The sequence below is a fragment of the Lentibacillus sp. JNUCC-1 genome (assembly GCF_009741735.1).
Lineage (GTDB): Bacteria > Bacillota > Bacilli > Bacillales > Amphibacillaceae > Lentibacillus_B.
In genome coordinates, this window is record NZ_WHOH01000001.1 from 183,814 (window position 1) to 198,611 (window position 14,798).

The 14,798-nt window shown below is 41.3% G+C and carries 16 protein-coding genes and 2 pseudogenes; 9 read left to right on the forward strand and 9 right to left on the reverse strand.

The genetic code is table 11. The features are described 5' to 3' along the window. Nucleotides 1–6: 6 nt before the first annotated feature. Nucleotides 7–1,815 carry a glycerophosphoryl diester phosphodiesterase membrane domain-containing protein gene (locus tag JNUCC1_RS00935; RefSeq protein WP_156643600.1) on the reverse strand — a complete coding sequence of 603 codons (1,809 nt, stop codon included), beginning with the start codon at nt 1,813–1,815 and terminating at the stop codon, nt 7–9. Nucleotides 1,816–1,856: 41 nt separating this feature from the next. Then, on the reverse strand, nt 1,857–2,414 hold the full coding sequence (locus JNUCC1_RS00940; RefSeq protein ID WP_442915407.1) for an O-acetyl-ADP-ribose deacetylase: 558 nt from the start codon (nt 2,412–2,414) through the stop codon (nt 1,857–1,859). A gap of 253 nt (nt 2,415–2,667) precedes the next feature. On the opposite strand from JNUCC1_RS00940, the pseudogene JNUCC1_RS18380 reads away from it, so the two are divergent. The 3 genes and pseudogenes from JNUCC1_RS18380 to JNUCC1_RS00950 all read left to right on the forward strand — a co-directional run. Beyond that, nucleotides 2,668–3,068 (forward strand): annotated as a pseudogene (locus JNUCC1_RS18380) (MATE family efflux transporter); the annotation flags it as partial. Between the two features lie 291 nt (nt 3,069–3,359). Beyond that, a complete protein-coding gene (locus JNUCC1_RS18385; RefSeq protein WP_231784123.1) occupies nt 3,360–3,926 on the forward strand; it encodes an MATE family efflux transporter in 567 nt (188 codons plus the stop codon). A gap of 72 nt (nt 3,927–3,998) precedes the next feature. Then, entirely contained in the window at nt 3,999–4,613 is a 615-nt protein-coding gene (locus tag JNUCC1_RS00950) for a DUF3298 and DUF4163 domain-containing protein (protein ID WP_197431588.1), read from the forward strand. 50 nt (nt 4,614–4,663) lie between these two features. Here JNUCC1_RS00950 and JNUCC1_RS00955 read toward each other — a convergent pair whose 3' ends face one another. The 5 genes from JNUCC1_RS00955 to JNUCC1_RS00970 all read right to left on the reverse strand — a co-directional run bounded on the left by JNUCC1_RS00955 (nt 4,664) and on the right by JNUCC1_RS00970 (nt 6,712). Beyond that, nucleotides 4,664–5,026, reverse strand: coding sequence for a hypothetical protein (locus tag JNUCC1_RS00955; protein ID WP_156643602.1), 363 nt, complete (start codon nt 5,024–5,026; stop codon nt 4,664–4,666). A gap of 154 nt (nt 5,027–5,180) precedes the next feature. Then, nucleotides 5,181–5,378, reverse strand: coding sequence for a DUF2188 domain-containing protein (locus JNUCC1_RS00960; protein ID WP_156643603.1), 198 nt, complete (start codon nt 5,376–5,378; stop codon nt 5,181–5,183). 78 nt (nt 5,379–5,456) lie between these two features. Beyond that, nucleotides 5,457–5,588 (reverse strand): hypothetical protein, encoded by a 132-nt coding sequence (locus JNUCC1_RS18895; protein ID WP_269448125.1) that lies wholly within the window; start codon nt 5,586–5,588, stop codon nt 5,457–5,459. After that, the gene (locus JNUCC1_RS00965; protein ID WP_156643604.1) at nt 5,585–5,926 is read right to left on the reverse strand and encodes a hypothetical protein; all 342 of its coding nucleotides are present in this window, start codon (nt 5,924–5,926) and stop codon (nt 5,585–5,587) included. Before JNUCC1_RS00965 ends, JNUCC1_RS18895 begins: the two co-directional genes overlap by 4 nt. Before the next feature lie 96 nt (nt 5,927–6,022). Continuing rightward, nucleotides 6,023–6,712 (reverse strand): metallophosphoesterase family protein, encoded by a 690-nt coding sequence (locus JNUCC1_RS00970; RefSeq protein ID WP_331713541.1) that lies wholly within the window; start codon nt 6,710–6,712, stop codon nt 6,023–6,025. A 161-nt stretch (nt 6,713–6,873) separates the two neighbouring features. Between JNUCC1_RS00970 and JNUCC1_RS00975 the strand changes: the two genes are divergently transcribed. After that, on the forward strand, nt 6,874–7,437 hold the full coding sequence (locus JNUCC1_RS00975) for a methyltransferase domain-containing protein (protein ID WP_156643605.1): 564 nt from the start codon (nt 6,874–6,876) through the stop codon (nt 7,435–7,437). A 60-nt stretch (nt 7,438–7,497) separates the two neighbouring features. Here the strand turns inward: JNUCC1_RS00975 and fadH are convergent, their stop codons facing one another. After that, on the reverse strand, nt 7,498–8,265 hold the full coding sequence (gene fadH / locus JNUCC1_RS00980) for a 2,4-dienoyl-CoA reductase (RefSeq protein ID WP_156643606.1): 768 nt from the start codon (nt 8,263–8,265) through the stop codon (nt 7,498–7,500). Between the two features lie 148 nt (nt 8,266–8,413). On the opposite strand from fadH, the pseudogene JNUCC1_RS00985 reads away from it, so the two are divergent. From JNUCC1_RS00985 to JNUCC1_RS01005, 5 genes and pseudogenes are all read left to right on the forward strand, one after another. Then, nucleotides 8,414–8,638, forward strand: a pseudogene (locus JNUCC1_RS00985) (hexameric tyrosine-coordinated heme protein). Between the two features lie 182 nt (nt 8,639–8,820). Beyond that, nucleotides 8,821–9,705 (forward strand): fructose bisphosphate aldolase, encoded by an 885-nt coding sequence (locus tag JNUCC1_RS00990; RefSeq protein ID WP_156643607.1) that lies wholly within the window; start codon nt 8,821–8,823, stop codon nt 9,703–9,705. Nucleotides 9,706–9,835: 130 nt separating this feature from the next. After that, nucleotides 9,836–10,342 (forward strand): ferritin, encoded by a 507-nt coding sequence (locus JNUCC1_RS00995; RefSeq protein ID WP_331713542.1) that lies wholly within the window; start codon nt 9,836–9,838, stop codon nt 10,340–10,342. Nucleotides 10,343–10,517: 175 nt separating this feature from the next. After that, nucleotides 10,518–11,858, forward strand: coding sequence for an APC family permease (locus tag JNUCC1_RS01000; RefSeq protein ID WP_231746929.1), 1,341 nt, complete (start codon nt 10,518–10,520; stop codon nt 11,856–11,858). A gap of 16 nt (nt 11,859–11,874) precedes the next feature. Beyond that, nucleotides 11,875–12,840 carry an acetamidase/formamidase family protein gene (locus JNUCC1_RS01005; protein ID WP_331713543.1) on the forward strand — a complete coding sequence of 322 codons (966 nt, stop codon included), beginning with the start codon at nt 11,875–11,877 and terminating at the stop codon, nt 12,838–12,840. 206 nt (nt 12,841–13,046) lie between these two features. On the opposite strand, the gene JNUCC1_RS01010 is transcribed toward JNUCC1_RS01005, so the two are convergent. After that, entirely contained in the window at nt 13,047–14,114 is a 1,068-nt protein-coding gene (locus JNUCC1_RS01010; RefSeq protein ID WP_331713708.1) for an RNA-guided endonuclease InsQ/TnpB family protein, read from the reverse strand. Nucleotides 14,115–14,798: the final 684 nt, after the last annotated feature.

Genomic DNA, 14,798 nt, shown 5'->3' on the forward strand with positions numbered 1-14,798 from the left:
AACGAATTATCGTTTATCGCGCCTCATGCCCGTTTCACCTTCAGCTTCCCGGACTCCCAGTATACGCTGCACCTTTTCGGGATAATCCGTAATAATCCCATCAATATCATAAGAAAGGACCTCTTTAATGTTTCGCTCATAGTTAACAGTCCATACCCAGATCTTTCGGTTCTCTCTTTTCGCATGCTTAATGAATCGTTTGGTCAGCATACTTTCGCGAACAGTATAAAAATCCACATCCATGTTAGACAGATTGCCAGCTGAAAGATAAAGTATTTGTCCGATATCAATCTCTTCATTTTGTTTGCGAATCATTTTCAGGAATTGACGGTTGAACGATTGCACAGAGGCCAATTCTGCTGCACCATGCTTTTCTACGAGTCTCACAATTTCACTCGCATAAATGTCTTCGTCGATATTGGTTTTTACATCGATGATCACGCGCGTGTTGGTCTCTGTTGTCAAAGACAGCACTTCATCAAGTTTTGGTATGGTTTCTCCCGCAAAGGCTTCATCAAACGGGGTCCCTATGTCAATTTTAGACAACTCTTCATATGTGAGATCTTTGATTTCGGCGGGGATACCCGCAGTTCTTCTTAGATCCTGATCGTGACTGAGCACAAGCACATTGTCTTTTGTCAGTGTGACGTCGATTTCCACGGCGTCAACCCCTTTTTGAATCCCCGATTTAATGCTTGAAATTGAATTTTCAGGTGCGCTGAACCCATCCCCTTTATGCCCGGCAACTTCCACATCCCACGGTAAATAAACAATGGAATCATTAATGAAATAGTTCATGGCAAACCCACCAGTTAGGACGAGCACAAGTATGGATATTAAGATGATCTTACCACGCTTGATCAGTGCGCCAATCCTATCCTCCAAACGTCTCAGGAACGAGGCCTTTTTCAGATTCAATTGATCAAGAACAGGCATCCCCATTTCGTCAAGAGACTTGTAAAATAAGCGTGTCAGTATAATCATGTTAACCGGTATGAAAAAAAGAGACATGATCAAAGCTATATAACTGGATGCCGTCAACAGATAGTTTCCAATAAAATCGCCGACCACTTTGGAGTCAAGAATCATTGAAAGCCGCGATATCAAGCTCACAATCCCAAAACCTGATACAACAATAATGGCATTCCACAAGATCAATGTGAATACGAGTCGGAACTTGCCATGCCGTGTCAAACCCCAGCTTGCGCGAATTGCTTTACGAATGGATTGATTCTCTATAAATATGAAATGCAAGGTGTATATCCAACGCATGTACACATAGGCAATTCCGGCAATAATTGCTGCATAAAACACCTTAGCCGTTAACGATTCTCTGAACAAATCCCGAATCAGAATCGTTATATTTACATCCAATATCGGTGGAAGTGTAGAGGCATCTAAAAACGGAATAACCAGCAGCAGTAAAAAGATTAAATGAAATATGCCCAAACCTATGAGCTTAGGGATTCGGGTCATAGCCGTCACAAATGCTTCAGAAACCGTCACAGCTTCTTTAAAATAACTTTTTTCTGCGATGATAATAATTACGCCAAATTCTACAAACAAGACAGCTACTGCTAAAAAACTGATCCCAAATAAGCCTAAAACACCTTTGTAACTGAGACCCACCATATAAATATCTTTGTTTAAAAGGGCTTCTCCCCGCCCGACCATCATAAACAATTTGTTAAACAAATATGATAAAAATGGTGTGAAAATCAAACTCGCCAGAAACGAATAAATCACTTCAAACGAGAGATATTTTGGATATGCTCGTTTGAAGTCATCTAAACTGTTTCTGAACATATGAAACATGACCACCCTTCCTTTCTGTTTAAATTCTAAATACGATACATCTACGTGTTCATTTGATCATTTAAAGCCTGTTGATATGTGGTATAGTCCCCTTCAGAAAATAGCACCATTACAACTTCCCCAAACTGGTGATCTTTTAAAAAAGAAATAATCGTTTCGAGGGCAATTTGAGCTGCAAGGTCTATGGGAAATCGATAGACCCCTGTTGATATAGATGGAAAAGCAATACTTGAGAGATTTTTAGCTTGCGCGATTTTCAATGCATTTTGGTAACAGTTTGCCAGCTGCTCTTTTTTTGATTGTAAATTTCCACTCCATACAGGCCCAACGGTATGAATGACCCAGTCAGCCGGCAATTCAAATCCTTTCGTCATAACCTCCTGTCCTGTTGCCAGTTTTTCACCGTTTAATTCCTTTTCACGGACTTGTTTACAGGCCTCCAGCAATTGTTTGCCCGCCGCCCGATGAATTGCACCGTCAACACCACCACCGCCCATTAGTGTCCCGTTAGCAGCATTGACAATAGCATCAGCATTTTGCTTTGTAATATCTCCGGTAATAAGTGTCAAGCGATTATTGTTAATCTCTGTATGCATCATGCACACCTCCATTATCTTATGTCAAACAGAATTCTTTTTCCAGTCTTTCAAAGACAATACCCTAAAGCACCCAGGCTATATACATATATGTCAGATTCTCTTGCTTGGCGGGTTGTCTAAACCTGATACTATTTAAATATAAATGAGCTATTGGGCGAAGGCTATGGGAATGGTTAATGAAAAGCTGGGATCACAGTCCGCAGCTAAAAGTTTTTTTCAATATTTTATTCCGACTTTAATCGGTATGATGCTAATGTCCGTTAACATTGTAATTGATGGAATTTTCGTTGGAAACGGCATTGGATCAGTCGCACTTGCCAGTGTCAACATCGCTGTGCCGGTTTGGTCGATTATCATCTCACTCGCCCTTCTTATTGGGCTTGGGGCGGTACGCTTTACTCCATTGCGATCGGGGAAGAAAATGAAGAAAAAGCCAAGCAAATCTTTACGTTATCTATGGTATTGACAATTGGAATCACAATTGTAACATCCGTTTTGTGCATTTTGTTTATCGAGCCGTTAGCTTCTTTGTTCGGGGCTAATGCAGAAACAATGCCATATGTTCTTGATTATATGAGCATCTTATTTTACGCCGCCTTGATTATTGCCCTTGAAGCAGTGATCAGTATATTTATCAGAAATGACGGAGATCCACAGCTCGCCATGACGGGTCTGGTGGCAACAGCTCTCATCAATATTGCCCTGAACTATTGGATGATTTTTATTCTAGGGCTTGAAGTGAAAGGTGCGGCACTTGCAACCGTCATCGCCACAGCTATAGGGCTTTTAATCTATTGCATCCATTTTTTCAAGAAAGGATCAGGTCTCAAGCTGGTCAAACTTTCGTTTCAAAAAAGCACAACCTGGGCAATTATGAGAATTGGCTTTCCGGGGTTTCTTTCGGAAGTTGGGATGGGTGTATTTGTGATGGGTTACAATGTGGCCATGGCCTATTATATCGGCACAAATGGGCTTGCTGCTTTTTCAGTCATCAATTATTTACACGCCTTCATGTTTTTGGCCTTTCTCGGAATTGGATCAACCATACAGCCCATGATCAGCTACTATTACGGCGCCAGAAAACCAGAGATGATCAAGTCCACCATTCGGATTTCTGAATTGACGGTTCTGTCTCTGGGTGCCCTCTTTATTCTGATTGGGTTTTTCGGAGCTGATTTTCTTGTTTCCATTTTTGGTGTGGCTTCTGATACTATTGCTGATATGGCTGCAACCGGCATCCATTTGTTCTTTCTTGGCTATGTATTTATGGGGATCAATTTCATTTATATGACCTATTACCAGTCCATTGGATATATCAAACCATCTGTTGGGATTACAGTATTCAGGGGGTTTATACTGTTAATTCTCATGTTGTTAATTCTGCCCTATTTCTTTGGAATTAATGGGATTTGGCTATCACTGCCCGTGGCTGAAAGCATTGTTGCCGTTGTTTTGATGGTATATGCCCGAAAAGGCGTTATGGAGCAAGGGACATTTGAGCGGAGGTTTTAAGCTTCGAGGTTGCAGGACATTTTCATCGGTGATGCATAGGATAATTCCAAACGATTAAAAAGGATGATTCTAATGACTTCACCAGCTTTACCTGCAGTTGTTCAGGCACGGGTTATGTCCCAGCCGGGCTTGACCGTATATGTTCCGTACATCAGTGGTTTGCAAAATGCTCCTGTTCAGAATGCAATTAATGAGAGCATCTACCACAATGTTATGAACCTTATTCAAACCCAGTATCATCAGCAGCAAGTTCAGCAATTTGCTGAGATGACCGGCACATTTGAAATTAAAACAAACGAACGCAACATACTGAGTCTGGTTTTGACCAACTATGCCATTGCCCCTCAGCACGCTAACGGGCTTACAGTATTACAAGCACTGACTTTTGATACGACAACAGGAGAGATTATTTCGTTCCATGACTTATTTGCACGGGGAAGTGATTATAAACGACTCATATCTTCTCTTATTCAAAAACAAATCAAAGAACGTGATATTACCCTCCTAGACACTTACCCGAGTGTTAAACGTAACCAATCTTATTATATTGCAGATCAAACACTTGTCGTATTTTACCAGCCATTGGAAATAACCCCCCATTATGTGGGTGCCCCCATGTTCCCGATCCCGATTTATCAGTTACAGAGCGTGATTGCTCCAAACAGCATTCTTGAAAAAATGAGTTAACAACAAACAGGCACTTTTCTATTTAAAGTGCCTGTTTTGATTTAATGTGGTCAACGCCAATTAATCGCCATATTAGGCTTGCAGCAATCAACACCTGAAACGTGTGAGGACATTTCAAAATGAATGCCATCCGGATTATACCGCACGTCAACCTTTCCTTTAACCCCAGTTGATTGAACCAATTCTTCAACGCGTTGTAAATTATTTTCTTGGGCGTTTGCCATAATGTCATGTGCTAAATTTGTATTATCAGCCAATGCATTTGTTAATTGACTGGCGTCTTCCATAAGTGCTTGAAATGTTAATGCCGCCTGCTGAAAATATTGGGTATCGACCTCAGGGTAAGGAATTCTCCAAAAAGGGGAATGATTAAATATGTTACAGCCATAATTCGGATAGTTTGATCCGTACAAGACGTTCCCTCCCCATTAAGCTTTTATACAATATATGTACTCTGGATAGGGGTGTGCTTTACAAGAACAAAAGCGGAAACGCCTTGGTCACTCATAAGCAAAAAACAAAAAAGTGAAGGTCCATAGATTTGAACCTTCACTTTTTTAAGTGGATTTAAAACCTTTTTTCATCTGTAACTTTATGGTACTTGTCCAAAATTTGAACCATACTTGGACTATTGGCCTGAGCCATTTCTTCTGCTGCAGCAACAGCTTTATCTTCAGATTCATATTCTTTTTCTGGCGCAACATCCTCAAGCTTTACAATCCAAGCGGTTGCATCTACATTTGGCACAACTGTGTACGTATTCATCTGACAAAACTCCTTTTTCGAATGGTTGTCCTTGTAATTTAAGTTTTCCCGCCATACAGATTCTAAAACCCGTAATTATCAAAGCGAAATATGTTCCTCAGAAGGCGCTTCTTTTTGCTTAGAAGGTTTGTTTTTCCAATGAATCACAAGCCAGCCAACAATTAAACTGTAAATGAAGTGAGCCAGCGTCCAATAAAACCAAGCTGTCATGTCTCCCAGTTGTGGGGGCGTTCGGTTAAGCCTGTTAAAGAATACAGAAGACCACTGCCTCCAGTATAAATAAAAACATAGGCCCATAGGCTGTCTTCAAGAGAAACATAATTCAAAATCGGGTAGAGCAGCGCAACACTTGCAATGCAAAACACGAAATGAAAGAGGATTCCTACAAGTACCTCATTATCCGTCTCCTTCAATATAGGGATGTAATCCACATTATATAATAATATATATGCGTTACTGCCGGTTATCCAATGAATCACTTGTAGAAAGAGCGCCAGGACTACACCGCCAGCAACGCCGATGATGACATGTTTAAGATGTTTTTGCATAATGTGTTCCGCCTTCCCAGTGTGTGGGGTTATATATGTTTCTATTTTCCACACGAGAAGAATCGTAAACATGCGTTCAGGCACTTTAACCCATTACTAACGTCCATCATTCCGAACTGAATATGTTTTATTCCCAGGCAACTCTAAACAATTAAGCTGGCCTCCATACACCGCCCCACCGTCAATGCCAACGATGTTATTTTCGCCTACGAACACATCGTATCGGTTTTGTTTTTGATGAAGGATTGGTGTTGGTGTATGTCCAAATACGACGATTTTATCGCCCTTGTATTTCTGAAAGAAAGACTCGCGTATCCATACAAGATCAAATGGATCTGTTTCTTCTAAGGGGAGACCTGGAACCACACCTGCATGGACAAAGATATGTGTGTCAGTTTCATAGTAATAGTCAAGCTGCTTAAGGAATGCGACATGTTTTTTAAACAGTTCTGAATCTGGTAAATGCAGTTGATCCATATCTGGTTCATAACTTAACAACGTTTCTTTGGCGCCGTTTCTGCTCCACCTTTCCCATGCACCAGGCTCTTCCTCAACTGTTGTGACAAGCATGTCATCATGGTTCCCCCTGAGAACAATGGCCCCTTCCTCTTTCAACGACATAACTTTATTGATAACACCACACGCATTAGGGCCGCGATCTACATAATCTCCCAATAAAATCAACTGATCCTGAGCAGGGTCATAGGACACCTTCTCCAAAAGGACCTCAAACATGTCAAGTGCACCATGTATATCACTAATTGCCAGTATTCTATTATGAGTCACGTTATAACCCTCTCTTCTCTATTTGGAAGTCTTTGTTCTTATTCTATCGTATCATTTTAGAAATGAAATACAATTGGTAATCCGGTCTCATAGACGAGTCTTTTAACTAAAAAGTTGCTAAAAAATATTGTTTTACTGATAATGGAACAGGGTGATGATTTTTGAACGCACGTGATAAATGGAATGTAAAGCATGAAGAGATACTGAAGGATGGCACCAAGTTGTCCCCGAACGAGCGGCTTGTCAGTTGGAAGGATTATTTAACCGGCGGGACTGCACTTGATTTGGCAGCAGGATTGGGAGCTAACAGTACATTTTTAACTGGATTAGGGTATGAGGTTGAAGCGTGGGATCTATCTGACGTTGCTGTTCGTCATATGCAACTGCTAAAATCCCAACAAAATTTGTCTGTGTATCCAATCATAACTGATTTGGAAAACATAAATGCGCTTCCTTCCAGAGAGAACAACTACGATCTGGTTATATCAACATATTACCTCGATCGGTCCCTCTTCCCTTTTATGACAATGAGCCTTAAATCAGGTGGATATTTATTTTTTGAAACGTATTATAAGACGCATGATGAGTCCTCACAAACGCCCATTAATGAAAAATTCTTGCTCAAGCCGAATGAGTTGCTCGAAATCTTTCGTGGCTGGGATATTTTATATTTTCAGATGAATGAACAAACAACTCAGCAAACCATTTTCTGCCGCAAACCATAATATGAATTTAGTATGCAAAACGAGAACCATCGCCTATATAGACGATGGTTCTTCCTCCATTTAAAACGGAAATTGGTTGAGCCATTGTCCGCCGTCCATTGTGACAACTTCCCCATTGATATAGGCAGCGTCTTTTGACATTAGAAAATGGGCCAAGCCGGCTATTTCTTCAGGTGTGCCATAACGTTTTAATGGCACAGAGAGACGCGTACGTTCGGCCATTTCTTCTGAAAGAGCAAGTTTTTCGGCACCGCCTGTCCGTTCAATCGGTCCAGGTGCGATGGCGTTAACACGAATGCCATATTTACTTCCCCATTCTACCGCTAGTGTTCGGGTCATGCTCAGAACACCTGCTTTGGCAGCAGCATTATGGACAACACCCGCACCGGCGTCCCACGCATAAGTTGCAACCATATTTAGAATATGACCTTGCTTTTGTTCTTTAATCCAGTAATTAGCGACAGCTCTACTGCAATAAAATGTACCGTTCAGCACAATATCAATGACAGAATTCCATCCATTCACAGAAAGATCTTCAGCCGCAACGACAAAATTGCCTGCTGCATTATTCACCAGATGGTCAATTGTGCCAAACTTCTCGACTGCCGTTTGTACCATGCGGTCAACATCATCTGAACGGCGCACATCCATTTGTACGATTGCAACTTCTCCAATGGCAACCTCATCCATTTCAGCTTTGGCTTCCTGAAGCTTTTCGTGATTGCGGCCAGTAATCACAACATTCGCGCCTTCTTCAGCACACCGCTTCGCCATCGCCTTCCCCATACCACTGGAACCTCCAGTGATAATAACCACTTCTCCCTTCAAATCAAACATCTCCCTCATTTTTAGAATGAATGATCATTCATTCCAGATTATACCATAAATCTTCCTTTTATTAAAAAGCCAGTTCAAATCATTGAATATATTATGAAATTATTTTATATTGAAAGGAAAGATGAAGAGAGATGCTTTAATGTCTGAATGGTTGCCTAGCTTATTAACCGAGACGCCACAGGAAGGTTTTGAACTTGCCATTAAACTAGCTCGAAAAGGCGTGGGGTACACCCAGCCTTCAGCTGAAACCCGATAAAAACTTCGTCCTGTATATGCAGACAATGCCGACAGTCTTACAATGGCCTCACAGGTTATTGCCGTTCATTTCCAAACTGTAGCTGCAGCTAATAATTATTGGAAATAACATTACTTATAAACATGCTGGCAACTATTGAAAGCCAGCATGTTTATTTTATTCGTTTTCACGCATTTACGGCTTTTTAATGCGTAGATTATGAACAACCAGCCCATTAATGATACAATATAATATGCAGCACGTACTTAGGGATAATAAAAGATGATTGAATATCAATAAGGAGTGAGATCATGGAGCAAAAACAATTTGACAAAATTAAAAATGGAAATGGATTTATAGCAGCGTTGGACCAAAGCGGTGGCAGTACACCGAAAGCACTCGCCGCATATGGTGTTCCGGAAAGTTCTTATTCAAGTGAAGATGAAATGTTTGATCTTGTCCACGAGATGCGAACACGAATCATCACCTCCCCTGCATTCAATCCAGACCACATCCTCGGAGCTATTTTATTTGAACAAACGATGGATAGTAAGATTGAAGGTAAATACACAGGAGACTACCTTTGGGATGAGAAAGGCATTGTTCCTTTCATCAAAGTGGACAAAGGTCTTGCTGATGAAGAAAAAGGGGTTCAGCTCATGAAACCGAACCCTGGTCTTGATGATCTTCTGAAACGTGCCAATGAACGCAATATGTTTGGCACGAAAATGCGGTCGGTCATTAAGGAACCTAACAAAGATGGCATAAAAGATGTCGTGGATCAGCAATTTGACGTCGGCAAACAAATCATTGAAGCTGGACTCGTACCGATCATTGAACCAGAAGTGGACATTAATAGTGATCTCAAAGAATCGATTGAAGAAATGCTTAGAGATGAGATTCTCAAGCATCTGAATACGTTAAAAGAGGATCAGCTTGTTATGCTGAAGTTAACCATTCCATCAAAAGCAAATCTTTATAAAACACTTATCGACCACCCAAATGTTGTGCGAGTTGTCGCGCTATCAGGCGGCTACAGCCGTGACGAAGCGAATGAAATGCTCAAAAAGAATGATGGCCTGATTGCCAGCTTTTCAAGAGCATTGAGCCAGGACCTGAACGCGGACCAGTCTGATGAAGCATTTAACGCTGAACTAGAAAAGGCTGTTCTTTCCATTTATAATGCATCAATTTAAAGTCGTTTAAATTATGAAGCGGATCGTCATTTATGGTGGTCCGCCTTTTGATTGGTCTTATATACTGAATTCCTTCCTTTTATCAGTTATACTGAAGCTGGAAACAAATTTTCATAAAGGGGATGTTAATGTGATTAGCGAAAAATTAGGGAACGCACTCAACGATCAAGTCAACAATGAACTCGATGCCGCACAAGCATACCTGGCCATGGCAGCTTATTGCGAACATCATAGCTATTCTGGATTTGCCAACTTCTATCTTCAACAGGCTGAAGAAGAACGTTTTCACGCTATGAAGCTATATGACTATTTAAATGATCGTGGCATTCAAGTTAAAATCGTCGGGACAAAAAGCCCAAAGACAGACTTCAATTCGATATTAGATACGTTTGAAACGTCCTTAAAACAGGAAAAAGGCGTCACGAAAAACTTCTATGATTTAACAGACTTAGCTTGGGCAGAAAAAGAACACGCTACCATCTCCTTCTTAAACTGGTTCTTGGATGAACAAGTTGAAGAAGAAGCGATGTTCGAGACGCATATTGACTACTTAAACCGCATCAGCGAAGACCAAAATGCTCTTTTCCTTTATGAAAAAGAACTTGGCGAACGGAAATTTTCACCAGAAAATGATTAATACCCCTCTAATAAGTGGTAAGAAAGCGGACAGTTAACAATAACTGTTCGCTTTTTTTATGTAATGAACGCTTTTAAAAGCTTTAATCATTTTTTTGTTCCTCCTTCATATGAATTACTATAACTGTTGGCCTGTCACTTAGACATAATTCATTATTCCAAGGGAGGGTCTTATTTTGAGTAAAAAGCTTGAACAATTTGGTTATCAGCAAGAGCTTCACCGCACGTTGTCATTTCGCGATCTGCTGGTGTACGGTCTTATTTTCATGGTGCCCATTGCCCCATTCGGCATCTACGGTGAAGTTATGGTGGAAGCCCACGGTATGGTTGCTCTCGCCTACCTCATTGGAATGGTAGGAATGATTTTCACTGCTTGGAGTTATGCCAGAATGTCAGAAGCGTTTCCAATGGCTGGTTCGGTCTATTCATATGCTGGCCGTGGCATTAATCAGTATGTAGGCTTCATTGCTGGTTGGGCAATTCTTCTGGATTATATTTTAGTTCCTGCATTGCTTTATGTTGTAAGTGCCACAGCCCTGACAGGAATGTGGCCAGCTGTTCCAGGATGGTTCTGGCTTATTTTTTTCATACTAATTAACACGGTTATTAACTACTTCGGAATTAAATTTACAGCCCGAACAAATATGATCTTTCTTGTGTTTGAATTAATGGTTTTGATTATTTTCCTTGTGGTAGGAATACATGCAATTGCAACTGGTGTTAATGGAGCTACGTTCTCATTTGACCCATTATACAACCCTGACACATTCAGTATGAGTGTCGTTATGGGCGCTGTATCAATCGCTGTTCTCAGTTTTCTTGGATTTGATGCGATATCAACATTATCCGAGGAGTCTGCTGGGGGACCAAAAGCCATAGGAAAGGCAACGGTTTATTCTTTATTGATCGTTGGTGTGCTTTTCATGGTACAAACTTGGGTTGCGGCCCTCATTTATCCAGATTTTAATAGTTTTGAAGATATTGGAACCGCATTCTATGAAACAGCCACTATTGCGGGCGGTGAATGGCTTGGTGTTCTCACCGCCATTGCAACTGCGCTTGCATGGGGAATAGCGGACGCCCTCGTTGCTCAAGTAGCCATTTCTCGTGTACTGTTCAGCATGGGGCGCGATCGAAAACTACCCAAGTTTTTATCTAAGGTGCACCCTAAGCATAAAACACCATATGCAAGTATTCTTGTTGTTGCTGTGATTTCAGTAGTGATTGGTTTGATTTTCATGGGAGATATTGGTATATTAACGTCATTCATCAACTTTGGTGCACTTACAGCATTCATGTTCTTACATGTAAGTGTTTTTGTTCACTATGTGCTGAAGAATGGCAGCCGTAACTATTTTGCTCACATGGTATTACCTTTAATTGGGTTTATCATTATTGCGTACGTCTGGATTAACCTTGCCACGCAAGCGAAGATGCTCGGATTGGCTTGGGTCGCGGTGGGCTGTATTGTTGCTATCTATTTTGCAATTAAGAAAAAGAATCCTTCACTAGATTAATATTATCCTAAGGAGTGTGTTGTATTTGTCAATTCACAGTCATAACCATATGCACATGACCATTCACGACTTTAATTCTCATAAACATTATGGATGGGACAAAGACTTCAAGCCAATTGCCGAGGTTGATTCCGGCCAAACCGTCACTTACGAAATTACCGAATCTTCCGGTGGACAGTTTAACCGTCGATCAACAGCCGAAGATGTCGCAAATATTGATTTTGGTAAAGTCAATCCTGTGGCCGGGCCGGTATATGTAAAAGGGGCACAACCAGGTGATACACTTGAAATTGAAATGCTCGACTTCAAGCAGCTTGACTGGGGTTGGACAGCAATTATTCCTGGATTCGGACTGCTTGCAGATGACTTCCAAAAGCCTGCGATTAAAACTTTTGATTTGGCTAGCCGAAACACTGCAGAATTTTTACCCGGCATCAATCTTGCCATTAAGCCTTTTCCAGGTACGATAGGCGTAGCCCTGCCTGAGGAAGGCAATTTCAGTGTTGTTCCTCCGCGGCAGAATGGTGGGAATATGGATATTCGTCATTTAACCCGAGGGACAAAGCTTTATTTGCCTGTCTGGGTAGGAGGAGCTTTGTTTTCCATTGGAGATACCCATGCTGCTCAAGGCGATGGTGAAGTATGCGGCACTGCCATTGAAGCATCTATGGAAACCACCATTCGTTTTAAACTGCATAAAGGAAAATCCATTGCAGAACCGCGCTATGAAATTCCAGGTCCGCCCACACCAGAAGCAGACAGTCAAGGCTATTACGTCACAACTGGCCATGGTCCTGATCTCTATGCCGCTTCTCAGAACGCGATTCGATATATGATTGAACATATTGTGGATACCTATCGCGTGACAGATGAAGAGGCGTATATGCTCTGCAGTGTTGCAGTTGATTTACGCATAAATGAAATAGTAGACGCACCTAACTGGCTCGTATCAGCATTCTTACCCAACTCGATTTTTAAATGACCCTTACCTTTAATAAACACCAGAACGATCCATGAAGAATACTTTGACACTCCCACAGCTAAAGCAGTGGGATTCTCGAGTGCTAAGACGTTCGCAGTCCCTTTCGGTTTTGAACTAGCCTCAAGTTAAGGGGGCTGCCATGGCCCCGTCCAACTGCGTTATGAATTGTACCGCAATTGGCGGTATACCTGTTACCGGTACACGAGTTATATAACTTGTTTATGTTTGGAGATGCCTGACAGGGCTTTTGCGATATTGATGCTTGCATTTAAATCCGCGTGGTTTTTATAGCTGCACTTTTTACATTTGAACCTCAAACCATTGCGGTTTTTCTTGTCACAATTTCCGCATTTACATGTTTGCGATGTATAATTTGGCACGACATATTCAACCGTGATGCCTGCCATTTCTGCTTTATACTGAATGAATGTCTGAAGCTGATGGAAACTCCAATTGTTTAGGTTTCTGCCTGCTTCTTTTTTTGATTTAGCCATGCGAATACCTGTCAAATCTTCCATTCTGATCATTCCAACACCGTTGGACCTGGCAAACCGTATGATTCGACGGGATATGGTATGATTCATTTCTCTCATCCAAAGGGACTCTTTATCTTTTGATTTTTTGATAGCTTGAAGTTTTTTCAGCTTGCCCAGCTTGCGTCTTCTTGAAGAAAATCTTCTTCTTTTGAAGGCTATTTGATTGCCTTTAAAAAATAAACTTTTCGTGCCGACACTGCATGTGGCGATGTTTTTCAACCCAAGGTCAATACCCAATACCTTCTCATTGGTCGTTTTTTCTACGTCATAGGAAATGGCAATTGTCACAAACCAGCGTCCTCTCTTTTTAAAAAGGTCAACCGTACCTTGTTTGGCTTCACCGTTTAAAATCTTATCGAGCCATTTTTGCTGAAACGGTCGGACGACCAAAGGCACGCCGATACGTTTTTCAAGTGTCGGGAAGCTGATTTTATAAAGCCTGTCATATTCTATTTTGGCGTTTTGGTTATTGAAAGCACACCAGAGCCGTTTATATTTTTTCGCTTTTTGGTGTCTCTTTTGACTTTTCACGTCCCGAATCGTTTGATTAACAACTGCTGAGGGCAGTTGTTTGTTGGATGAGAACAGCTTGAAAACTTTGGATGTCGCTTTGTTTAGATCGTCATAAGTTAAAAGCCAATTAGCGAAATCCGTGTTTGTTTGTGTCATTGTTTGATACACATTTTGTTTTTCTATTGTCGGCTTTAGCAATTCTACTTTCAGAGAAATTGTTGGCACCATTTCACCTCCTCAACTGTATTATATCAAATCAAGAACATATGTTCCAGTTTTGTTTTAATTGTTTTGAACCTTTTATTTTTAAGATCATGTCTTAATATATTCGCTCTCATCCCACACCTGAAGGAATGGGCTTTCCCGCTCATTAGTACGGTAATCACAAATTGCTCAAATGAACAGTAGACACAAACTACGAACCAAAGAAAGCCTGAAATGACTGCCCCTGGCAACCGCTCGGGGAAAACACTCCGCGTCCTGTGGGCGCTGATGAGCCTCCTCGCGCTGCGCGCTCCGGGGTCTCATCCAGGCTTTTGTTCCTGCTGGAGTCTCCGCGTTTTCCCCGAGCTAGGTGAGTGGTGTTCATCTTCTTGCTTTATTGGGCGGAAAGGTTGAAGCGCATATAGGAACTGAAATCATTCATAAATGGAAATAAATGCATATAAGTAAGCCGTGGTTGCACATAAATCGGATTTAATATGCATAAGTGGACCTAATACTAACTGCTGAAGAAGTATTTACGTTCTTACTTGTTTTTTGAACAGCACCGTCCAAGCATTCAATTAACATAAAGTGATTTCCGTTGCGGGGTCTTCGGACTCGTGCTGTTCCCGCAGGAATCGACTTCCCTCCGCTCCAATCACTTTATGTTATGAACCGGCTTGGACGGTTCTACACATATATTCA